Source organism: Roseimaritima multifibrata (assembly GCF_007741495.1).
Taxonomy (GTDB): Bacteria; Planctomycetota; Planctomycetia; order Pirellulales; family Pirellulaceae; genus Roseimaritima; species Roseimaritima multifibrata.
In genome coordinates, this window is record NZ_CP036262.1 from 3132332 (window position 1) to 3154839 (window position 22508).

Genomic DNA, 22508 nt, shown 5'->3' on the forward strand with positions numbered 1-22508 from the left:
GGGACTGCCCTAGTCCAACTGAACGACTTCGCCACCGTTTCGACTCGAAGAGGCTTGCCAAACCGTTGGGTCGATGTTTTCTGAACGAAAGGTTACGGATCCGTCCATCATGGCGGTCTGTACTCCGCCTGGATGAAAGCTTCGCGAAGTGACTGCTGCGTACGTCGGAACGGTGGTGGATCCTCCCTCCCGTTGATTGGTCCAATCGACATCGTAGTCGATGCCACCTTGGTTACAGATCACGGCCGTGTTTGGAGCGAATGTCGAGGTAAATCCGGTCTGGTGGGAGCGTCCGTCAACCCATTCCGTATGCCCTGTATCGGCTTTGAAATTTCCGCCTAAACCACAGATGACACTCGAATCCGTCGGCATTGTCAGTCCACTTGCGATCGCCGCATCACGCAGGTACGGCGTGTAGGCCTTCACTTCTGCAAACGCCATCGTGTTGCTTAAACCATCGATGCAGTCGCGAAAACCGAGGTAACGATTCACCCCTAGTGCCCCGTTACCGCCACTACCATTCACCGGATCAAAGACGAAGAAGGTTCCTGCGTTGTAGCCGTAATTTAAAGGGAAGTGGTAAGGGGCGCCAGCGCTGTCAGTGCGTACGCGGCTGTTGATCTCCGAAGCGCACTGATAGGTGGGAACACGAAACGACGCCAAGCGGGTTGAGGTTCCACCGCTGGAAATGGTCGCCGTTCCATATCCATTGGCGTAATCGACCGCGTCGGATAGCGCCGCCTGTTCGAGGAACGGAAGCAACCGAGCCTGGACCGACCAGCCGTCGCCGCTGCCAACTGTCGGGGACCATGCGGCGGGCAATGATTGAAGGGAGGATTCGTAAGTGTGGAGCGCCAAGCCAATTTGTTTCAAGTTGTTGCCGCAGCTGATGCGGCGCGCCGCCTCGCGAGCGGCCTGGACCGCCGGCAACAGCAACCCCACCAGCACGCCGATAATCGCGATCACAACAAGCAGTTCAATGAGTGTGAAACCCGATTTTTTTGGTAGCGACATCAAAGCAATCTGCACCGTTAGAAGCGAAACACATGTTCAAGTTGAGAGCCGTTCTCATTAGTGTCTGACTGTCACTATACCCGAACGGAGCGGTAGAGCAACACGAAGCGTGCTGGGGACGCTTGCGGAACAAGGGATGTAAGATCCTGAATCGCTTGTCTGTCCGGTCAGATGGAGTCGCCGAAGGAGTGACTTTGTCAGTGCCAGCTGCGGCGAATGATGCGGCGTTGGGTTACCGCCGGACGAGGCGATCCAACCAAAGGGAACTGAACCTGAAACCCTGCTGCCAGGTCGGCCGCTGGCGGCGTGACCCCCGTGGCGGGAAAAGAGGTGACTGGCAGCCAAGTCAATCCGCCGCCATTGCCATGGGCAATCGTTTCGGCCGCACCGCGGGCCGAAGCGGCAAACAGATCTTCGGGGGAGGCCTCTAGGACCTGTGTCGGCACGTGAAGAGGGGCAGCAAAGCGGCAGGTAATCCAAACTTGGTTCAGATCCGCACTAAGTTCCCACTCGGTGATTTTGGAGGCGTCGGATGTGTTGACGGTTTGGCAGAGCAAGTGGAGTAACCGCAGCAATAAATCGACCTGCTGCTGGTCGGCAACGATCAACCATTTGGTTTCGTCGGTCTCGTTGGAACGGGCCAGTGTTTGGCTGGTCGATTCCCACTCGCGGCAGAAATTTTCAAACAGCACTCGCATGTCGAATTCGCTAAGTTTCGACTCCCACGCTGGAAGCTGCTGTTTCAACCCTGCAACGCACTGACAAGCTTTTTCAGCAGCCGCTTGCATCGTTTCGGTCAGGTTTCTGACGACCACCGGATCAAGCTGGTTATCATCCAGGTAGGATTCAAGAATGTCGGCGATGTTCACAAACACATGAGCCGGTTGAGCAATTTCATGCAAAAATGTTGCATTCCAGTGGGCGGCCGCCACCGAAAACAGCTGCTTGTTGACCTCGACGGTCGGGGCGGTTTCGGTTCGAGCGAGTGGTTCAACCTCTAACACTTTGACAAGCCATAGCGGACCTTCCGAGGTATGGCTGGCAGGCCGAACTTGCAGTGTCGCGCCGCTTCGAGTCACAATTGTCTGCGGAGCGAAGTTAGAATTGGACGCATGATGATGCTTGTCCATGCCGAGGGCCAAATCGGTTAAAAGTTCCGTCGCACCGCTGGAATCGTTCCCTTCTTTTCCAGTCTTTTCCAGCCAAGTGGTGCCCAAAGTATTCGCCGCAACGATCCATGCAGATGGTTGCGGTTGGACTAAAAAGACGGGGCTATCCAAATCCTCGGCAAATGAAGCAAAGAGGACTTCAATGTCTGAGAGGGAATAGCGGGGATTAGGGATGACCATCCCCCCACTTTAGCATGTTCGCAAACAGGCTGGAAGAACTGGGGGCCCTCTGTTCAGTGAATACGCCGACGGTTTTGGCGACCGGAATGGGGCAGACAACAAGCGGGATCGGAATCGTTTTTAAATCCCTTCAAGCCATCGCCATTTATGAACCGGTTGCAGGCACGCGATTACGGAAATCCATCTGAAGCATCCCTGTTGGAATCGGTTGGGCGATGCCCCAGGATCGAACGATCGGCCGCTTGGCCAGCGGTAAATAGAGACGGATGTTCGTGCCGGTTCCTACGGTCGATTCAATTTTCATGCAGCCCCCGTGCCTTTGAATAAGCGTGTTGGTAATCGATAAACCGACTCCGGTTCCTTCGTCCCGACGTTTCGTCGTGTAAAACGGATCAAGAACTTTTTTCAGTTCCCCGGCAGGTATCCCGCAGCCGATGTCCGATATCGTAATCGAGAACCATTCCTTTGGTTCAACCAAGATGTTGGGCGCGAGGGGCGGGCGTGGGATTTGTGAATCGGTAGGAAGAAAACAACTCACTTTCCAACATCCCCAGCTCAGCACGCGCTTCACGCTTAGCCAAAATCCGGCGGAAATCACGATGGTTCGACTCGTCGTCGACAACCAGGATTCGATGTCGATTTTCAAGAGCATGCTTAGGCATTATTGTCTTGTTTTGAGGGGTGGTATGGGAGGTCAAGAACAAATTGGGCGCCCCGTCCAACGCCGTCGCTTTTTACTTGTAACGATCCGCCCAGTTCGTAGGCAGCCAGTGCGCTTGCGTGCAAGCCAAACCCATGTCCGTCGACTTTGGTGGTGAAGCCGTAAGAAAAGATTTTGTCTAGGTCGGAGGGGCGGATTCCGATTCCGTTGTCCTTCACCGTTGCTTGCAGTCGGTTTTCGGCGGTGTGCTGGATCCCAAGCCGTATGGTTCGTGGGATTCGTTCGCTTGACATGACTGCTTGCTTGGCGTTGGAGACCAAGTTGACCAAGATTTGTAGGATTCGGTGTTCATCGGATTGGAGCGTTGGATGTTCGATGAAGTCGCAGTCGACTTCAATTCCATGCGTCGATAGGCTGGAATCATGCAGCTGAATGGCTTCGAAGAAGAGCGTCGCGACGTTGACTTCGGTGATCAACCCCGATGACTTGGACATCGACTGCTGTGAACTGACGATCCGTTTGATGTGATCAATGTTTGACAGCAGACGGTCCACCTCGCCATACATTTCTTGGCTGTCGTTTTCGCATTTGTCCGCAACGGCTCCCAAGTATTCGGATAACTTTTCCAGACGTGACAGGGCGGATACCTCACATGGTATCGACTCGTCAGCTTCCGGTTCCAGTAACTCGGTGCGATGATCCTGGTCGGGAACCGCGATGTTTTGCATGGTCGATAGTAAGTCGGCCGAACGCCGCAGACTGGTCGCGGGACTGAAACGAAGTCGTTCCTGCAGTAACCCTGCAGAGACGTTCACACTGTTTAGAATGTTGCCGACATTGTGCAGGACACCGGTCGCGACGTCGGCCATCCCTGCTCGACGTGCCGTATCGATAAGTTGATGTTGCAGTTCCTGCAGTTTTATCTGCGCCCGAGCACGCTCGGCAATTTCATTTGTTAGTTGATGATTGGTATCGGTTAATTGTTGAGTCCGCTCGTGGACACGGTCTTCTAGATGATCCCTAGCCGCTTTCAGTTCATCGCGACTCGATTCAATTTGTGCGAGCATCTTGTTAAAGGATGTGTAGAGCACTCCGATTTCATCATCGCTGAATTTGGAAACTCGCACGGAGTAATCATTGCAGTCGGAGATGTGATTGGCGACTTCCGCTAGTTCCACAATGGGACTTGAAATCACCCTTTCCAGTCTGGCAGAGGCAATCATCGAAAGGAGGAGCGTGACGGTCCAGGTGATGGCGATCAGCAGGAGGTTCTTTTCGGTTCTCGCTTGCAACGATTCGGTGCTGGCTTGAATGTACAGCCTTCCCAGCCGATCGGTTTCGTCTTCGATCCAGGCTACCTGTTCAAGCGAAGAATTTAGGTAATGGGTCCCCTCTGCAAGTTGACTTGGTTGGGGGAGTCTTGCGGGATCGACGTTGTGGTGGTTTTCGACAGCGTCAAACGCGGTGAACAGTTCGTTGTCCGTGGTGTAGATGCACACCAACTGGATCGCCGGTTCCTGAGTTAGGGATTCTAGAAGTTCGTTGGCGGTTTCGCGGTCATCAAAGGCTACCGCGGCGATTAAATTTTTAGCCGTCACTTTGGAGAGGACCTGCATCTGGTTGGTCAGTGCAGCTCGGGAAACGACTCGGTCGTTGATGATGTAGACCATTGAAACGGCCAGCAAAGCCGCCGCTGTGGTGGCCGTCAGCAGCATCAATAGTTTGACGCGAATCGGCAGGTGGGACAGGCGATGAATCATTATGGATTCCCCGATTTCACAACGGTTGTACCGCGCACCAATCGGCCCAGCTGAAGCACTTTAGAACTGACCTGTACTTTGGCGTCGGAGACCCGGTCTAGATCGATCTGAAAGCGGACTCGGTTGTCCTTGATGTAGAAGGTGACCGTGTCCGCTGGGGTAGGTCGGAAGGATTCACCAATAAGAATCGTCGCCTTTCCCCGCAGGCGGTCGACGATCTGTGCGTATTCCTCGGCGGCTACGTGTTGTGAAACGAACAGAATATGAGGCGTCTGGATTTCTGCGGGGGTTTGGTAGTGTTGGATGACAATCCGTACGTTCTGGATCGTTTTCTTGCTTGCGATTTTTTGCAGGTAGTTCTCGACCGGCGTAGTGCCGTAAACGCCGCAGACAAATGGTTTGTCTGATTCGGCAAAACCATTGGATTCAGGCCAGCGAGTGTATTTCGCAAAGTTGTAGATGTAGGCCGCTTTCAGCGGGGCATCGCGTACGACCAGTTCCTGAGCTTCCGTCGATTGCAACGCAAGGATTCCGACCGGAGGTCCAAGGATCGTGACCAACGCAAATATCGCTAGCTGCCTAGTGGCAGATGCGAATTGCGATCGGGTTACGAGCGAGAACACGGGAGGGCCTGGGATTTGGTAAGGAGGGAAAGCTAAAACGCGTTCGCATGGGTGAAAGAACTTAGTGACGCCAAGTTAATTGACCGTAAATCCCACGCTCGACTTCTAGGCGTTGGACATATAGCGGTTGACGCCCGGATTCGCGATGGTTGGGAGAGAGCAGGTTTTGACCCACCAAGCTGAAGTCGCAATCTCTTGTTAGCTGCAGTCCCAGCCGGATGTCCATTTCAATGTAGGCAGAAGCCTTTTCAGTGACGTTATTGTCGACGTAACGAAGAGTCGAATCGAGTTGAACGTTCTCTGAATAATTCCAGAACGACTGCACGAACATTAGGTTACGTGAATAGCTGAAAGTGGCGTCTCCCACCCCGACGTTCTGCGAGTCGAAGTCGAGGAAGGTGTACCCGGTCGCTAGATTCCAGTTCTCCGTCGTTTGCCATTTTCCGTAGATTTCAAACCCTAGGCTTCGTCCGTTGCCACTGTTGTAAAAGTAGGCTGGTAACGTTGGAGCGGACGTTGGGGGAGACTGGAAGATCGTGCCCGAAACGTCGGCAGCGATTAGGTCGGAGTACAGGTTGTAATACCCGGTGATGTCCCAAGAAAACGTTTCGGTCGGCTGGGCTCGGTAACCAACTTCCCAGGACAATAGGTCTTCGGATTCTAGTTCTGGATTTCCGTCAACAAGCAATTGCAGCGGATAGAAGTCGGTTGGGATTCGAATTTGAAAATCGGATTCGGCACGTGCCGGAGTTCTCACGGCCCTCGATACGGCGCCCCACAGGACCTGTGTTTCCGACAGCTCGGTTAGAAGGCGTATGGTTGGTTGGTATTCGAACCCGGAGTAATCGTTGTGCTGCAGTTTGCAGCCAATGAGAAGGGTCCAATCTTCGGCAAAGTCGATTTCGTCCTGGACGAAACCGCTAAACAGATTGGTGGTCCGCTTTCCAGGCGTAATGTTACCTAAAAATGGATCATGCACGCTTAGGTTATCGGAGTTCATTTGATAACCGAGTCCCCAAGTCCATTGTTGGTTATGGGGGGCGGCAAAGCTGTGCGTTAGATCCAGTTCGACAATGTCTTGAGGGGAATAGTAGAAGTTGGTGCTCGATTCGCGACGCTCGTAGGAACCGCGTACGTCAAGCGTCGATTCGTCACTAAGGATGGTGCTGTAACGCAGCATTGCGAACCCACCATCGAAATCGGTTGTATCGTTTCGGGATTGGTAATAGGGGAATACCGGTATTGGGTAACGATCGGTGGTATCACCCGTTTTGCCCGTTTTCAATTCAAACTGGGCGCTCAGGTGTTCCTGGTATTGATCGTGCGAGTCCCAGTCGATGCGGGTTCCGACCAGGCCCATTTCCCAGTCGTCCGATGCGATCCCGCCAGGTTGATACGATTCGTCGCGTTCGGAATATTTTCCGTAAGCGCGATAGGTCGTGTTGGCGCCATGCGTGCCGCCGTAACGGAAGGCGTGGATGTTCTGATCCTCGCTGCCGATGCCGTTGCTGGCCAGAAAACCCTGCGTCTCTGCAGAGTCTTTGGTGATGATATTGATGACGCCGTTGACCGCATTGGCGCCCCAAACACTTGCTCCCGGACCGCGGATCACTTCGATGCGGTCAATATCTTGCAGGATCGTGTCGTGGCGAGCCCACTCGACACCGGAGTAAATCGACGAATACAAGCTCCGTCCATCGATCATGACCAGAAGTTTATTAGAAAACTGGCCGTTAAAACCTCTTGAAGAAACAGCCCATTTGTTTGCGTCTAAACGGACAACTTGCATTCCTGGGACAAGGCGGAGTACCTCCGGCAGACTATTTGCCCCGCTTCGCCGGATCATCTCGTTGGTGACGACGAAAATAGCTGCCGGAGATCTTCCTACGGTACTCTCGGTCTTGGTGACCGAAGTAACTTCCACGTTGAATGACTCGACCACGACATCGACCTGCCCCAGAGCATCGATATCGAGGTCGAGTATGTCTTCACTGTCCATGTCAGCGCCCCGGCCGTCCGTGTCGAGAGGCGTCGGTGGACGCTCCTCGCCGCTGCCGCTTTCTGAGATGCCGAAGCTCAACAGAAGTGCCAGCAAGGCTGCACGGACGATTAGCATGGGGTGGGGCCCTTTTGAGTCCGGTCGTCGGCCTGTTAAAACCCGTGATTTGTTTCCTTTGGAGAGTATCGGGCCGAATGGGGGGCCCGCGGCGTAATTAGGTTGGCTATTGCGGGTATCCGCTTGAGAGGGGGGAGGAATTCCGGCAGATTCCAGTGAGCTACCCACTGGCGGGGTCCGCCCGGTAGAATGGGTGGCAGCACTGCTAGCAGTCTGGGGCGGTCCGAAGAAGACGCAGGCTATCGCTCGCGTCGGAATCGGAAGCTAATAATCGTTGTCAGCTGGGAGAAAGGAGCTTTAGGGACGCTTCTTTTGACGGGGGATTCGCGATGCTGACTGTCCGACCACCTGTAGATCATGCCAGTCGTTCCCGTCTGTTCTAATATTTTTGTCGTCGTCCCTACGCTTGTCCTTGTTTCGCTTGTCCTTCGTTTCTGCCTTTGATCCGCTTTCTGGAATCGTTTGTTTCCGATTTGGAAACGATGCAATGAAAGTTTGCCGGCTGATTGAAGCGATTATTTTTTTGCGTGCGTCCGCCTAGTCCTCTCATCCTAATTCTTGCACGGCTGCCACATGGAAAAGTTTCTGACCCTCGCGATCGATGACGACCCGCTAGTGCTCCGTTCGATCGTCGCTGCACTGAAAGTACTTGGCGGCGAATGTGTGGCTTGCCGTTCCTGGAACGACGCAGAAGCTGCCTTGCGAAGCAGCAATTCGATTGAAATCATCATCACCGATTTGAACATGCCCAAGCACGACGGGTTCGCCGTGCTACGAGAGGTGAGGAAGATGTTTCCTGAAGAAGGGCCACGGGTGGTGGTTGTCACCGGCGACGCGGATCGGGATCGAATCACCGCGATCAAAAGGGCGGGGTTTGATGGCCATTTGCTCAAACCCTACACCCTGAAACAGTTGAAAGAAATGCTGGAAGGATTGCTCGATTCCAGCGTCTAACGACTAAGTGCCAAGCACTAGGGGATCAGTGCCACTAGTCCGCCGACGACGGCTCCCTGGGCAAGGGCTCCACGAAGGCTGATTGGAACCGGTGGAACGATCCACGGAGCACAATCGCCTGGGCGGTAGTACCCGAGGGAATACTGGCATTCGTTTGGTGGATGGATTCCCATTTTGTAGGGGAGTACCGCGACGTTTAGGAAAAAGTGAGCGGACGATAGGAGAGGCTGGGCAATGGGCCCGGCGGTATGACCATATCGTTCCAGGTTGACTTCCTCGAAGTAAAGCGGAGTGTGACAGAGGCCGGAAGCCTTCCAGTCAACTTGACTAGGCGTCCAGTCTCGAGGTCGGTATTTTTCTTGACGGATGCGGCATTCGGTGGGCAGTCCCCACTGGGTGGAGATATACGCGAGGTCGGCTTCGCTGATCCGGTTGACCGAAATCTCTTCCATCACACCATCTTCTGTTTCCAGGATCACTTCTTCATAGCGAAGGTCACGCAAACGACCGCGAGCCATGAGGTGTCCATCCATCGATCGCCAGTCGCGGATCTTCTGTTTCTCGTTGAAGATGCGTCGCTCTTTTTCCCATTCGTCTTCCTGGGTGATTTCAGGACGGAACGGAGGGGAGATATCAAGCGAGACATGTTCGATTTTCCGTGAAGCCAAACGGTCGCGGAAATCATCGCAGGAAAATTCAGGCAGGTTTCCAGGGGTGGTTCGGTTGCCAAAGGTTTGACGTCGCTCGCTTTGATCGATCGAACCCGATTCGGCAGCCCCTGTTTCGTCTCGATTAAATGGATTGGTGTACGGAGCGTCGGAAGCCGCATCTTCCGCTGGTCCCGGAGGCGTCAATTCTTCGGCGGGTTCGCCTCGGTCGTAGGGAGATGCTTGGTCACGCATCGGGTTTCCCTGAGGTGCTGGCAGCAAGTCGGTTTGCGGAGCCGCCTTTGGGGCTTCGTTAGGAAGCGTTTCGGTTCCAGGGATGGGGAGTGCGTTGGCTGGACCGTCATCAAACGGATTGAGGTTCATGTTTGGGGCATCGCCAGGAACCACTTCGGCACCGGAATTGGGCAGTGCCTTGGCAGGATCATCACCAAATGGATTGTTGAAGATGTCCGCGTTGGCGTCGCCCGAATCTTGATTCTGAAGCGCCGGCGGCAACTGGAGCGATGGGCCGTCCTGAAAAGCAACCTGTTGGATTTCGCGAACCTGACGGACGGGCAATTTGCCACGTGTGGCCTGGATGGCGGGGGCCAACTTTGCGGGCGTTTGAGGAACCGCTGCCGTCTGCACAGCCGCGGCCGTAGCCGCGACGTCGACGGTTTGGCTGCTCTTCCGCCAATTCAGGTGGTGGGAGGGGCGGTGACCATTCGCTGCCACGTTCTTTTGTGTGGCTTCGCCAAACTTGGGAACGGGCTTGAAGGTGCCAGGAGCTTGCCCAGTCGCCAACGTTGCAGCCCCGAAAAAGCATGCCGACCCGGTTACCAGGGTCAGCATCGTCGATTTCCAGCGGTTCGCAGTGCGTCGTCGAAACGCTGGCATGTCACTGCTAGAGGGTTTCCCCGCTAGAGACGTCGGGACTGTAGTTAGGCGCTTCTTGAGTGATCGCGATGTCATGCGGGTGATTCTCCCGAACCGTAGCCGCCGAAACTTGGATGAAATGCGCGTCCTTACGCAATTCTTCAATTGTCTTAGTTCCAACGTATCCCATGCCAGCTCGCAGCCCGCCTACCAGTTGGTAAACGTAGTCCCCGAGAGGACCTTTGAACGGTACTCGACCCTCGACACCTTCGGGAACCAATTTCCCCGCTTTCGTGTCAGCCTGTCGGTATCGATCGCTGCTTCCTTGCACCATCGCACCAATCGATCCCATCCCTCGGTAAGACTTGAAGGTCCGTCCTTGGTAAAGGATCATCTTGCCAGGGCTTTCGGTTAGGCCGGCAAATAAACTGCCGATCATGACCGTGCTGGCACCTGCTGCAATGGCTTTGGTAACGTCTCCGCTAAAGCGAATTCCACCGTCGGCGATGACCGGGATATTTCGCTTATCTGCAACGCTGACCGCCGAGGCGATAGCGCTAATCTGGGGGACTCCCACGCCACTGATGACGCGAGTGGTACAAATCGATCCGGGCCCGATGCCAACTTTGATAGCGTCGGCTCCCGCATCAATCAGGTCCTTGGCACCTTCGGCCGTCGCGATATTCCCCGCAACAACGTCGATGTCCCAGTTGTTCCTTTTCTTGATCTCTCGGACGGTTTCGATCACGTTCTTCGAATGACCGTGAGCGGAATCGACTACCAGCAGGTCAACACCTTGTTGAATCAGGCTTTCGGCTCGCTCAAAATCAAAGACTCCGATTGCCGCTCCAACACGCAGACGACCAAGGCCGTCTTTGCAAGCATTCGGATATCGCTTCATCATGTCGATGTCGCGAATCGTAATCAGTCCCGTCAGTTTTCTTTCTTCGTCAATCAGTAAAAGCTTCTCCACCTTTTTATCCGTTAAAATCCGCTCAGCTTCCTCAAGCGTTACATTTCCTACTGCGGTGACCAAATTTTCTTTGGTCATAATTTCGGAAATGAGCAGACCGGGCGATTCCAGGAACCGCAAATCGCGTCGCGTGAGGATCCCGGCAAGCGTCCGGTCGCGGTTGACGATCGGGATTCCCGACACGTTCTGCTGCTCCATCAGCTCGGCGGCTCGGCTGACCTGTTCCTCAGGGTGCAGGACGACGGGATTGACGATGATCCCGTTTGCACTTCGCTTTACCTTGAGGACCTCTTTGGTCTGCTCGTCGATGGAGAGATTTTTGTGGATGATCCCAAATCCACCTTCTTTGGCGAGGGCGATTGCCATCTGAGCTTCGGTGACCGTGTCCATCGGGGAACTGACGAATGGGATCTTCAGCCGAATACGGTTCGTCAGGCGTGTACTTACGTCCACTTCGGACGGCATCACTTCGCTATATTGCGGTTGCAAGAGGACGTCATCAAAAGTGATTCCTTGCATAGAAATCAAGCCGTTTTCGATAGCCATCGGGGCTCCGTTCCAGGGGGTATGCAGACAATAACTAATTATGGCGGAATCCCAAAAAATCATCTAGTGGCAGGGAAAGTAACTTTCGGGGTAGATAGGCCCCCCTTCGGTCCGCTGTCTCAGGAACGATTTCGGGTGTCTTTTTCCGGGTGTCTTTGGGGAGGACAGGGCAGGCGGAAAGGCTTGGGGGGCTGGGTTCCTGAGTGTCCCCGATCTGAGGAATAGGTTAGGATCCTTCCCTCTCCGGTCAAACTCTTTTCGTCCCCCTTAGGGACTTTCGTCAAATACGTTCTGTTCACTTCTCAAGGAAGTTTCCATGAAGTCCTGTGTCACAATTAGCTTGGTTGAAGAAGCACGCGGCGGTCCGTTTGTCCTCTGGGACGGATTACGAGCCGGCTGTGAACTCGCTGCACGAATGGGGTTCGATGCTGTCGAGATCTTCGCGCCGGGGCCTGACGCCGTCGATCGCGACGAATTACGCACGCTGCTGGATGACAATGGTTTGGATCTTGCCGCGGTTGGTACGGGCGCCGGATGGGTGAAGCATCGCCTTCAGCTGGCCGACGCAGCGGCCGAAAAAAGACGTCAAGCAATCGATTTCGTACGCACCATGATCGATTTCGGAGGCCCGTTCGGCGCTTTTGCGATCATCGGTTCGATGCAGGGACGGTACGACGCCGAAGTCGACCAGCCGACGGCCAGGGGCTATTTGGCCGAAGCGTTGGAAGAGCTGGGAGAGCACGCGACCCAGTACAAAGTCCCTCTGGTTTACGAACCGTTGAACCGCTACGAAACCAATCAGGTCAACACGATCGCCCAAGGCGTCGACCTGCTCGAGCAATTGTCGACGGACAATGTGGAACTGTTGGCGGACCTCTTTCACATGCATATCGAAGAGCGTGATGTCGCTCAGGCCCTAAAAGATGGCGACCCACATATCGGTCACATCCATTTTGTCGATAGCAACCGGCGGCCCGTCGGCGAAGGGCACATGAATTTCATCCCGATCATCGAAGCCTTGCGGGAAATCCAGTTTGAGGGATATCTCTCCGCAGAAGCGTTCCCCTATCCAACGCCAGAAGCCGCTGCAGAGCAGACGATGCGAGCCTACGACTACTGGACCGGCAGTACGCTGTCGTCGCGGTAGGGATACCAATACGGCAGAAGTACAGCATCTTCCGGAATCGACGGATTTCGACGTGCAACGGACTAAAAGTAGGCCGGACCAAAGAGCGATAGCGATGCCGTTCCGGCGGACGCTTGGCAATCCTTTTCGCGATCCCTACTCGGCAGCTTTCGCTGCCCGCAAGTATCTGCCGCCCTCCGGGCTATGGAAACCTAGCGTGCGCATTAACAAGCAAAAGTAGGCCGGACCAAAGAGCGATAGCGATGCCGTTCCGGCGGACGCTTGGCAATCCTTTTCGCAATCCCCACGCGGCGTCTTTCGCCGCCGGCAAGTATCTTCCGCCCTCCGGGCTATGGAAACCTAGCGTGCGTATTAACAAGCAAAAGTAGGCCGGACCAAAGAGCGATAGCGATGCCGTTCCGGCGGACGCTTGGCAATCCTTCTCGCGATCCCCACTCGGCGGCTTTCGCCGCCGGCAAGTATCTGCCGCCCTCCGGGCTATGGAAACCTAGCGTGCACATTAAAAAGCAAAAGTAGGCCGGACCAAAGAGCGATAGCGATGCCGTTCCGGCGGACGCCTGGCAATCCTTTTCGCGATCCCTACTCGGCAGCTTTCGCCGCCCGCAAGTATCTGCCGCCCTCCGGGCTATGGAAACCTAGCGTGCGCATTAACAAGCAAAAGTAGGCCGGACCAAAGAGCGATAGCGATGCCGTTCCGGCGGACGCTTGGCAATCCTTTTCGCGATCCCCACTCCGGCGTCTTTCGCCGCCAGCAAGTATCTGCCACCCTCCGGGCTATGGAAACCTAGCGTGCGCATTAACAAGCAAAAGTAGGCCGGACCAAAGAGCGATAGCGATGCCGTTCCGGCGGACGCTTGGCAATCCTTGTTTGCAGGATCATCGTCCCTTTCGCTTTTCGATCGGGCCTGCACCGTTCGCAAGAAGTGAAGAACAATTGTCCCAATTGTTTCTTTTGCAAACTGGCCTGGGACGTGCGATTTATCAGTTGGCGGTTTCTTTGCGGAATGCAGCGGAAGCAAGAAACGTCGGCCTCCCACGTCCCCTCGTCGGCTAGTCCGACAGGGACGCAAGATTTGAAATTAGAGGGACGCCCCCCAGGTTATCGCATCGATTTCGGATTGTCGCTTTCAGCGGCAATCCGGAATCGATGTGTTTTTTTAGCCATGCAAACTAAATTCAAATCTTGGCGCCATGCCAGACAAGCTGGCATGGGGCCTATTCTCGTTGCCAAATCGCCACCTTTATAAATCGCACGTCCCGCGCGAAAGGCGACAAAGACTCAATCGACAGCCAGCAAGCCCGGTGGAAGCAACATAGCCGTCACGCAGCGGGTTGAATGCTTTGAATGCTTTACCGCATACCAGCTACCCGCTTAGAAAATCATCACCCCAAGGCTTCACTCTCTGAAGGAAGAGCGAGGGGCGATCGCTTAGCTGTGAATATCGCAGGTCCCAAGTGTTACTACGGGGTTTCTGGCAATTCCACCAGTTGCTTTTCAGCAGCCATCTTGCGGATGTCTTCGGTGATTTTCATCGAGCAGTACTTCGGTCCGCACATGCTGCAGAAGTGAGCACTTTTGAAGGTGTCCTGGGGCAGCGTTTCGTCGTGGTACGCTTTGGCGGTTTCCGGATCGAGGGAAAGCCGAAACTGTTCGTTCCAATCGAATGCGAAGCGAGCTCGTGAAAGGGCGTCGTCACGATCTTGTGCGCCTTTACGGCCTCGAGCGACGTCGGCGGCGTGTGCCGAAATCTTGTAGGCGATCACCCCTTGCTTGACGTCTTCGCGGTTGGGCAGTCCGAGGTGCTCTTTGGGCGTGACGTAGCAGAGCATGGCGGCTCCGTACCAACCCGCCATCGCGGCGCCGATGCTGCTGGTCATGTGGTCATAACCAGGTGCAATGTCGGTGACCAATGGTCCAAGGACGTAGAACGGAGCACCGTTGCAGACTTCGATCTGCTTTTCGATGTTCATCTGAATCTGGTCCATTGGGATGTGCCCGGGACCTTCGACCATCACCTGCGTTCCGCGGTCTTGGCCTCGTTTCGTTAGTTCGCCCAAGACGTCCAGTTCGGCGAACTGAGCCGCATCCGACGCATCGGCGATCGACCCGGGACGCATTCCGTCACCAAGCGACCAAGTGACGTCGTACTGCTTCATGATGTCGCACAAATCGTCAAACGAATCGTAAAGCGGGTTCTGTTTGTTGTGGGACATCATCCATTTGGCGATCAACGATCCGCCGCGGCTGACGATACCGGTTACTCGGTTCACGCTTAGGTGCAGGTGTTCCAGTTTGACACCGCAGTGAACGGTCATGTAGTCGACACCTTGCTTCGCTTGGTGTTCGATCATGTCCATGAAGTGTTGCGGACGCATGTCTTCAATGTTGCCGCCCAGTTCTTCCAGCATTTGGTAGATCGGAACGGTTCCGATCGGCACGGGGCTGGCGTCAATGATTTTGCGGCGAATGCTGTCGATGTCTTTGCCGGTCGACAGGTCCATGACCGTGTCGGCGCCGAAGTGGACAGCGGTGTGCAGTTTTTCTAATTCTTCGCCTTCGTTACTGGTAACGGCACTGTTACCGATGTTCGCGTTGATTTTGCATTTCGCCGCGATCCCGATCGCCATGGGCTCAAGGACACCCTGCAGGTGAACTTTGTTGGCAGGAATGACCATCCGGCCTGCTGCCACTTCTTCAAGAATCGTTTCGACAGGCAGGTCTTCACGCCCGGCAACGAATTCCATTTCGGGGGTGACTTCACCTTGGCGAGCGGCCAGGATTTGGGTTTGGGCCATCAGCTTTATTCTCCAGCGAAAACCGCTTCCGGCTATTTATTAGATGCCGGAGGGATGGACGAGTGTTTCAATCAACGCCCGTATTTTGTAACCCATGCATCTGCTGGAGAGTAGTGCGGGCAGATTCAAAGTTTTCCCGTGCCGGGATCTGCCCGTTTTATTTCGCTGCAAATCGCTGGACCATTACGGATTCAGCAATCCAACGTCGCCATCCATGTTCGCAGGCTGAACGTCCCCGGCTACCACTGCGGGGGGGACGTTGGGTGGCAGGGGAGCCTTAATGTCCCAGCAAATGGGGATCACGATCATCGTGGTGGCGAACACAACCAAGTTCAGAGGCATACCAAACCGGATGTAATCGCTCACCCGATACCCACCCGCCCCATAAACCATCAGGTTGGTCTGATACCCAAAGGGCGTGACGAAACTGGCGGAGGCGGCGATCATGATTGCCACGATATAAGGGGTCGGGTCGTAACCCAGGCCTACCGAAGCGTTCCAGGCGATCGGGAACATCAGCAGAGCGGCTGCGTTGTTGGTAATCGATTCAGTGCAGATCATCGTTGCCAGATAAAGGATCGCCAGGGTCGCGAAAGGGTTCCGGTTCGCCAATGCCAACATACTCTTCGCGATCTCAGCAGCCGCGCCGCTTGTGTCCATGGCCAGCCCGATCCCGATGGCCGCTCCGATGACAACCAAAATCGAACCATCGATGCTTCGGCGGGCCTCGCCCATCGTGCAGCATCGTGTGACGACCATGGTGATCGCGGCGACCAGTGCTGCGGTCAGGATGTCAACGACTTGAGTCGCGGCACATAGGACCATTCCCAGCAGGATGAACAGCGACAACCACGCCCGCTCGGGACGCAGGATTTCGCCACCGATGACTTGGCTGACTAAAAAGAAATCGTTGGAATTGCGGTGCTCACGCAAGAACGATTGAGGCGCTTCCAGCAGCAACACATCCCCCGCATCGAGAACGACGTCACCCAGTTTGCCGGGGACCCGCTGGTCGCCTCGAGCAACCGCGATCACGGCGGCTCGATAACGCGTACGGAATTTGCCTTCGCGAATCGATTTGCCAACCAGCGGGCAGCGTGGGCTGACAACGGTTTCGACCAGTTGGCGTTGCCAGGCGGGCGCATCCAGTTTCCGCATCTGGTCCGTCGCTGGCACCAAACCACGAATCTTGCGAAGGTCGACGACCGAATCGAGGGCCCCGACCAAGATCAATAAATCGTTCGCATGCAGTTTTTCTGTCGGGGCCACTGCGGGAAGGATCTCGCCGCGACGTTGAATCTCGACCAGGTAAAGCCCCGGCAGGTGTCGCAGCCCGGCATCTTCGATTGATTTTGAAACCAAAGGCCCGTCGGCGGTCACCGTCATTTCCACGGTGTACTGCCGTGGGTCGTCCTGGGTACTGACGGCCGAACGTCGTTGGGGGAGCAAACGTTTGGTGAAAACCAGGATGTATAGGACCCCTAAAATCGTCGCCGGGACTCCGACCCAACCGGGCGAAAAGAAGTGCAGGTCGGTCCCACCCTTGGCTTGGTACAGTTTAAAAACCAGCAGGTTGGTGCTGGTTCCAAACAGCGTGCACATCCCACCCAAAATCGCTGCGTATGAGAGGGGTAGTAAGAACCGGCTGGTGCTGACTCCTGTTCGTTTGCTTAGGTCACTAACAACCGGCATCAGTGCAGCGACAAGCGGGGTGTTGTTAAGGAAACCACTTAAAAACGCGACGGGGACTAATAAACGGATCTGGCCATCCAGTAACCCTTTGGCTCGGCGTAATAACCATCCGGTGGCAAGCTGTGTCCCCCCGGTGAATTCCAGTCCCGCTACAACCGCGAATAACAGCCCAACCGTTAGCAGGGCGGGATTGCCGAATCCGGCCATCGCCTCGGTCGACGTCGGCAGTTTATTGGATCCGCTTAGGTTGGAAACGACAACCAATATCGCCAGACAAGTGACGGCCACCAGATCGGTGGACGCAATGCGGAACGATAGTCCTGCAAGTAACAAGACGGCAATCGCGATCGAAAACCAAGCTTCCCAGTCCAAAAGAACAATTCCACCAAAGGGATGACAGTCTGTTTAGGCACAACTGCCGCTACCAAAACGGACAGTATAGCTCGACTAGTGTACTTCGCAGCTATCTATCCACTACACTATCCCCGGCGTTTCTTTAGTCCCACCCTCCCATCCAACCCACCCCTATGTCTTCCAATCGTACTGGCCCGCTGGTCATTGCTGTTTTGGTTCTGGTATTACTGATTGTGCATCAGGATAACTGGAACTGGAACGACGGCACCCTGGTTTTTGGGTTTATCCCAATCGGACTTTTTTACCATGCCTGCCTATCTCTCGCGGCAACCGCAACTTGGCTGTTAGCAACCAAAATTGCTTGGCCAGTGGAGTTGATCGAAGAGACGCGTGCGGCTTTGGAAGAACAAGCACAGGAGGAGAGCAAAGATGCCTGAGTTTCAGCCGGGGTTGCCCCAGTTAGTTATCATCCTGATCTATTTGGGATTGTTGTTGGGGTTGGGATTGTTTTCCAGTCGTCTCTTCACAGGGACTCGCGAGGATTATCAGACAGCCAGCCATTCGATCGGACCGTTCCTGCTTTTGATGAGCATTTTCGGCACGACGATGACCGCTTTCGCTTTGGTGGGAAGTAGCGGTCAAGCCTACCGAGAAGGGATCGGGGTTTACGGAAAAATGGCAAGTAGCAGCGGTGTGATTCACTCGCTCTGCTTCTTTATAATCGGCGTGAAGGTCTGGAGCCTGGCACGTCGTTTCAATTACACAACTCAGATTGAATACTTCCGTGATCGTTTGAATAACGATTTTGTCGGATTGCTCCTGTTCCCGATTCTTGTCGGTTTGGTCATTCCTTACCTACTGGTCGGCGTGATCAGTAGCGGTGTGGTGATGCAGGCTTTAACCGCCGGGTTGGCTCCTGACTTGTCCTGGTTTGCGGCTCTGAAACCAGACGGTTCTCCGAACCCAGCACTGCACGGCGGCATACCGCCGTGGATGGGATCGTTGATGATTTGTTCCGTCGTTTTGATTTACGTTTTCTTCGGCGGGATGCGAGGAACGACCTGGGCCAACACTTTCCAGACGCTTGTCTTCATGACTTTGGGGATGGTCACGTTTTACTTCATTGCGACCCGCCTGGGTAAGCAAGATAGTTTTATGGAAAACCTCCGCGTACTGGGTGAATCGGTCCCGACGGAGTACAGCACGAGGGAAGGAATGAGCAAAACATTGTTCTTCTCTTACCTGTTGATCCCGCTTTCCGTTGGCATGTTCCCTCACTTGTTCCAGCACTGGATGACGGCGAAGAGCGCTAAAGCGTTTAAGGTGCCTGTCGTCTTTCACCCGCTGTTCATCATGATCGTGTGGGTGCCATGCGTTTTGGTCGGAGTCTGGGCTCAAGGAAGCTTGATGCCGAGTGTGCCTCCTAAACCATCGATTGAAGCGGCTAATTCGATTTTGCCCTTCTTGGTGAAAACGCAAACGGGACAAGTTCTGGGCGGATTCTTGGCAGCTGGGATTTTGGCCGCGATTATGTCCAGTCTGGATAGTCAGTTCCTCTGCTTGGGAACGATCTTCAATAATGACATTGTCCTACATTACGGTGGCAAAAACCGATACAGCGAAAAGCAGCAGGTTGCGATCACTCGCTGGTTCATTATCGGAATCGTTGCGGTCACCTATATCCTCAGTATCATTCTTGGCCCCAAGAGCAATGTGTTTGCTTTGGGGGTCTGGTGTTTCAGTGGATTTAGTGCGTTGTTCCCATTGATCTTCGCGGCGCTTTATTGGCGACGTTTAACGGCCGGCGGGGCGATCTGCGGCATCTTGGCAGCGATCATCAGTTGGTTGGTTCTGTTTGCCATCGCGTATCGTTCGGAAGACCTGGATGGATTTGCGGTTGTGCTGCCGATCGGTGGAACCGGTTATGACGTGATGCCCGTTGCCGTGATGGTGCTGGCTTCAACCGTCGCAACGATCGCCGGATCCTATCTGACGCCAAAGATTAGCGACGAGAAGTTGGCTAAGTTCTTTGGGTAGTGATTTTCCGATTCACCTGCTGTTACCACTCTCCGCCAGCATCCTGTTTGTGTTCGGCTTGATTGCGATCAAGCGAACCAGCCAAGGGGGCGGAGGGCCATGGACGGTAACACTGTTGGCGAATGTATGGGCGGCAATTCTCTTTTCGCCGCTTTGGTTTCTGGGCGGCACCATGCAGCCGTTAAGTCTGTTTTGGCAGCCTGCGGTTATTGCCGTTCTGTTCATCATGGGGCAGGTTCTCACCTTTTATGCGATATCCAAAGGGGATGTCTCGGTGGCCGCCCCCGTGCTGGGCATAAAGGTTTTGCTGGTTGCTGTACTGGCGACCCTGCTGACATCGGATCAGCTATCTGGAATCGTCTGGGCGGCTGCCGCCATCGCGACCATCGGAATTGGAATGGTGCAGTGGTCGGCGCGGCGCCCGCGTGGCAGTGTCGTTTCCAAGTCGGCGCACGGTGCCGGATGGACCATCGGCTTTGCAGCCCTGTCGGCCTGTTCCTTTGCGCTCTTTGATGTGTTGGTACAGAATTGGTCTCCGGCCTGGGGATCAGGGCGGTTCTTGCCTTTGGTCTTCTGGATGGTTGCGATTCTTTCCTTGGGGTTTTTGCCGTTCATTAAACCGGTCGCGCTCAAAGATCCCAAATTGCGTCCGTGGTTGTTGCTGGGAACATTGTTGATCGCCCTACAAGCGATCTGTATCGTCTTTGCACTTTCTCGGTTCGGGGACGCGACGCGAGTGAATGTCGTTTATGCGCTGCGAGGATTGTGGGGCGTCGGGCTGGCGTGGTGGATCGCGGTACGCTGGGGCGGAAGCGAGGCAGACCATTCGCCCCGCGTCATGGTGATGCGGTTGGCCGGTGCGTCTCTGTTGACGGCGGCAGTGGTGATGGTTGTGCTAGGTGGCTAGCCCATCGAGGCCGCAGATACTTGCGGCTTTGATAGTGTCGCCTTCCGCTCGGGACGTGCGATTTATAAGTTCACGATTTCCGCTCAGGCTGCTCTTGTTTGTTTCCGTCGGGCTCGTCCCGGTCGGTACAACAACTGGCAGCTACCTGAATGCCTACCCCCACTCGATCCTTCTCCGCCAGCCCCGAATCGCCTAGGCGATTCGGGGCTGGCGGAGAACCGCATTTCGATCGTACAAGAGAGTAGCTGCCAGTTGTGAGCCCGCCGGGGCAAGCCCGGAAGCGGAACTCTGTCAATCAAATTTCAAATCTTGGCTTCCTGCCAGGTAAGCTGGCATGGGGCCTTTTCTCCCTGCCATACTCGCAACTTATAAATCGCACGGCTCTCGTGAAAGTATCGTTGACTGGCGATCTGCACCTTGCGTTTATACGATTTGCGCAGACTCCATCGAGATCTCACATGTCAGCCTAGCTCGATCAAAAACTGGGACAGAGCGGAAACAGGCCTCTCCGATCGCCATGTACAATGCAGAAGCTAACCTGGTTTCTGCCATGAACCTTCAGATTGGATCCAAAATGCTCCGCTGGAACTTGACGCTATTCGTTGCCTGCTGCGTTGTGGTAGTGGTAAGTCCGCTGGCAAGCGGACAAGAATCCCGCAAATCCACCCCGCCGGCGCCGGCGGACGTGAAAGCCGCCGTTGATCGTGCCGTCCAGTTCTACACCAAAAACGTTGCTTTAAACGGCGGATACGTTTACTACTACAGTCCTGACTTGAAGAGACGTTTGGGGGAAGGGCCAGCCGCTCCGACGGAGGTTTGGGTCCAGCCGCCTGGGACACCTACCGTTGGTATTTCGTTGGCGAAACTGTATGAAGCGACGGGCGACCGGACATTCTTGGATGCTGCGACCGATGCCGCCTTGGTACTCGTTTATGGGCAACTTCGTTCGGGAGGATGGACGAATAAGATCGATCTGGCGCCAGCCTTGAAAGGGCTCCCCTTTTCTGGTGGGAAACGACGGTTAGACGGTCATTCCTCGTTGGATGACGGTCAAACGCCTGCAGCTCTCCAGTTGCTGATGCAAGTCGATCGACTGCATGCGTTTCGCCATCAAGCAATCCATCAAGCCGCGGAACGAGGGCTGCAATCGCTTTTGCAGGCTCAGTATCCCAACGGTGGATTCCCACAGGTCTGGACCAAACCTGTGCCGTCACGTCCGGTCGTGCCTGCTAACTACCCCACGCTGGATTGGCGCACCGAGGGACGTCTCAAGGCGTACTGGAATGAATACACACTGAACGACAACGTTTGTGGAAATGTTGCAGACACGCTTGTGTTGGCGCATCAAACCTATGGAGGCGATCGGTACCTCGCCGCTCTCCAGCGTCTGGGCGAGTTTCTGCTGTTGGCTCAAATGCCGATGCCTCAGCCAGCATGGTGCCAGCAGTACAACCAGCAGATGCAACCGATCTGGGCGCGCGCGTTTGAACCACCCGCGATCGCCGCCGATGAATCTCAGGAAGTCATCGACACGCTGCTCAAGATCGCCAGCACGACAGGCGACGCTCGTTTTCTGAAACCGATCCCCGCTGCACTTGTTTATTTGGACAGCTGCCTGCTGCCCGACGGTCGGTTGGCTCGCTACTACGAACTGGAAACAAATCGCCCCCTCTATATGGAACGCCGCGGTAGAGCGTATCAGTTGACCTATGACGACACGAATCTGCCCGACCACTATGGCTGGAAGTGGCCCAGCCGAGGCGATGAACTACGCGAAAAATTGGTGCGTCTGCAAGCCGATATCAGTGCGCCCGTCGAAAGGGCAAAGTCCGAGGATCAGGCCAAATCGAAGGAATTGATTGCAATAGTGTTAGCCGATTTGGATTCGCAGGGCCGGTGGATCAGTCAATACGATGGTCGCCGCTTGGTTGGGCAACCCAAGTTTGAAATCGGGGAATCGTATCTATCCAGCGAAGTCTTCTGCCGAAACCTAGACATCTGCAGTGATTACCTGTCACTTTGACATGCCGCAATTTTTGTTGTGATTCGTGGGGTG

Annotated in this window: 16 protein-coding genes; 6 read left to right on the top strand and 10 right to left on the bottom strand. The window is 54.9% G+C overall.

Annotated features, from left to right (window positions below):
• Positions 1 to 9 precede the first annotated feature (9 nt).
• The 6 genes from FF011L_RS11450 to FF011L_RS11475 form a co-directional block, all read right to left on the bottom strand.
• Positions 10 to 1014, bottom strand: a complete 1005-nt coding sequence (locus FF011L_RS11450) for a DUF1559 domain-containing protein (RefSeq protein WP_218933148.1) — start codon at positions 1012 to 1014, stop codon at positions 10 to 12.
• A 197-nt stretch (positions 1015 to 1211) separates the two neighbouring features.
• On the bottom strand, positions 1212 to 2363 hold the full coding sequence (locus tag FF011L_RS11455) for a hypothetical protein (protein ID WP_145351800.1): 1152 nt from the start codon (positions 2361 to 2363) through the stop codon (positions 1212 to 1214).
• 145 nt (positions 2364 to 2508) lie between these two features.
• The gene (locus FF011L_RS11460) at positions 2509 to 2901 is read right to left on the bottom strand and encodes an ATP-binding protein (protein WP_218933149.1); all 393 of its coding nucleotides are present in this window, start codon (positions 2899 to 2901) and stop codon (positions 2509 to 2511) included.
• A 116-nt stretch (positions 2902 to 3017) separates the two neighbouring features.
• Entirely contained in the window at positions 3018 to 4784 is a 1767-nt protein-coding gene (locus tag FF011L_RS11465; RefSeq protein WP_145351802.1) for an ATP-binding protein, read from the bottom strand.
• A complete protein-coding gene (locus tag FF011L_RS11470; protein ID WP_218933150.1) occupies positions 4784 to 5344 on the bottom strand; it encodes a YfiR family protein in 561 nt (186 codons plus the stop codon). The genes FF011L_RS11465 and FF011L_RS11470 overlap by 1 nt, the downstream gene beginning before the upstream one ends.
• A gap of 124 nt (positions 5345 to 5468) precedes the next feature.
• The gene (locus FF011L_RS11475; protein ID WP_145351804.1) at positions 5469 to 7523 is read right to left on the bottom strand and encodes a TonB-dependent receptor plug domain-containing protein; all 2055 of its coding nucleotides are present in this window, start codon (positions 7521 to 7523) and stop codon (positions 5469 to 5471) included.
• Between the two features lie 573 nt (positions 7524 to 8096).
• Here FF011L_RS11475 and FF011L_RS11480 point away from each other — a divergent pair.
• On the top strand, positions 8097 to 8477 hold the full coding sequence (locus FF011L_RS11480; protein WP_145351805.1) for a response regulator: 381 nt from the start codon (positions 8097 to 8099) through the stop codon (positions 8475 to 8477).
• A 17-nt stretch (positions 8478 to 8494) separates the two neighbouring features.
• Here the strand turns inward: FF011L_RS11480 and FF011L_RS11485 are convergent, their stop codons facing one another.
• Together FF011L_RS11485 and guaB are read right to left on the bottom strand one after the other, a co-directional pair.
• The gene (locus FF011L_RS11485; protein ID WP_145351806.1) at positions 8495 to 10021 is read right to left on the bottom strand and encodes a hypothetical protein; all 1527 of its coding nucleotides are present in this window, start codon (positions 10019 to 10021) and stop codon (positions 8495 to 8497) included.
• 7 nt (positions 10022 to 10028) lie between these two features.
• Complete coding sequence (guaB, locus tag FF011L_RS11490; RefSeq protein WP_145351807.1) at positions 10029 to 11519, bottom strand: IMP dehydrogenase; 1491 nt, start codon at positions 11517 to 11519, stop codon at positions 10029 to 10031.
• Between the two features lie 316 nt (positions 11520 to 11835).
• On the opposite strand from guaB, the gene FF011L_RS11495 reads away from it, so the two are divergent.
• A complete protein-coding gene (locus FF011L_RS11495; RefSeq protein WP_145351808.1) occupies positions 11836 to 12666 on the top strand; it encodes a sugar phosphate isomerase/epimerase family protein in 831 nt (276 codons plus the stop codon).
• A 1461-nt stretch (positions 12667 to 14127) separates the two neighbouring features.
• On the opposite strand, the gene thiC is transcribed toward FF011L_RS11495, so the two are convergent.
• Positions 14128 to 15462: a phosphomethylpyrimidine synthase ThiC gene (thiC, locus tag FF011L_RS11500; protein WP_145351809.1), complete on the bottom strand. Its 1335-nt coding sequence runs from the start codon at positions 15460 to 15462 to the stop codon at positions 14128 to 14130.
• Between the two features lie 183 nt (positions 15463 to 15645).
• Positions 15646 to 17526, bottom strand: a complete 1881-nt coding sequence (locus tag FF011L_RS11505; protein ID WP_145351810.1) for an SLC13 family permease — start codon at positions 17524 to 17526, stop codon at positions 15646 to 15648.
• A 155-nt stretch (positions 17527 to 17681) separates the two neighbouring features.
• On the opposite strand from FF011L_RS11505, the gene FF011L_RS11510 reads away from it, so the two are divergent.
• The 4 genes from FF011L_RS11510 to FF011L_RS11525 all read left to right on the top strand — a co-directional run bounded on the left by FF011L_RS11510 (position 17682) and on the right by FF011L_RS11525 (position 22475).
• Positions 17682 to 17945 (top strand): DUF3311 domain-containing protein, encoded by a 264-nt coding sequence (locus tag FF011L_RS11510; RefSeq protein ID WP_145351811.1) that lies wholly within the window; start codon positions 17682 to 17684, stop codon positions 17943 to 17945.
• A complete protein-coding gene (locus FF011L_RS11515; protein WP_145351812.1) occupies positions 17938 to 19545 on the top strand; it encodes a sodium:solute symporter family protein in 1608 nt (535 codons plus the stop codon). The genes FF011L_RS11510 and FF011L_RS11515 overlap by 8 nt, the downstream gene beginning before the upstream one ends.
• Entirely contained in the window at positions 19538 to 20452 is a 915-nt protein-coding gene (locus tag FF011L_RS11520) for an EamA family transporter (protein WP_246109873.1), read from the top strand. The genes FF011L_RS11515 and FF011L_RS11520 overlap by 8 nt, the downstream gene beginning before the upstream one ends.
• A 550-nt stretch (positions 20453 to 21002) precedes the next feature.
• Positions 21003 to 22475 (top strand): pectate lyase, encoded by a 1473-nt coding sequence (locus tag FF011L_RS11525; RefSeq protein WP_218933151.1) that lies wholly within the window; start codon positions 21003 to 21005, stop codon positions 22473 to 22475.
• Positions 22476 to 22508: the final 33 nt, after the last annotated feature.

Excerpts from the sequence above, each read along its gene's own strand:
- FF011L_RS11450 (WP_218933148.1), bottom strand. The coding sequence starts at position 1,014 with ATGTCGCTACCAAAAAAATCGGGTTTCACACTCATTGAACTGCTTGTT.
- FF011L_RS11455 (WP_145351800.1), bottom strand. The coding sequence starts at position 2,363 with ATGGTCATCCCTAATCCCCGCTATTCCCTCTCAGACATTGAAGTCCTC.
- FF011L_RS11465 (WP_145351802.1), bottom strand. The coding sequence starts at position 4,784 with ATGATTCATCGCCTGTCCCACCTGCCGATTCGCGTCAAACTATTGATG.
- FF011L_RS11475 (WP_145351804.1), bottom strand. The coding sequence starts at position 7,523 with ATGCTAATCGTCCGTGCAGCCTTGCTGGCACTTCTGTTGAGCTTCGGC.
- FF011L_RS11480 (WP_145351805.1), top strand. The coding sequence starts at position 8,097 with ATGGAAAAGTTTCTGACCCTCGCGATCGATGACGACCCGCTAGTGCTC.
- FF011L_RS11485 (WP_145351806.1), bottom strand. The coding sequence starts at position 10,021 with ATGCCAGCGTTTCGACGACGCACTGCGAACCGCTGGAAATCGACGATG.
- guaB (WP_145351807.1), bottom strand. The coding sequence starts at position 11,519 with ATGGCTATCGAAAACGGCTTGATTTCTATGCAAGGAATCACTTTTGAT.
- FF011L_RS11495 (WP_145351808.1), top strand. The coding sequence starts at position 11,836 with ATGAAGTCCTGTGTCACAATTAGCTTGGTTGAAGAAGCACGCGGCGGT.
- thiC (WP_145351809.1), bottom strand. The coding sequence starts at position 15,462 with ATGGCCCAAACCCAAATCCTGGCCGCTCGCCAAGGTGAAGTCACCCCC.
- FF011L_RS11510 (WP_145351811.1), top strand. The coding sequence starts at position 17,682 with ATGTCTTCCAATCGTACTGGCCCGCTGGTCATTGCTGTTTTGGTTCTG.
- FF011L_RS11515 (WP_145351812.1), top strand. The coding sequence starts at position 17,938 with ATGCCTGAGTTTCAGCCGGGGTTGCCCCAGTTAGTTATCATCCTGATC.
- FF011L_RS11525 (WP_218933151.1), top strand. The coding sequence starts at position 21,003 with ATGAACCTTCAGATTGGATCCAAAATGCTCCGCTGGAACTTGACGCTA.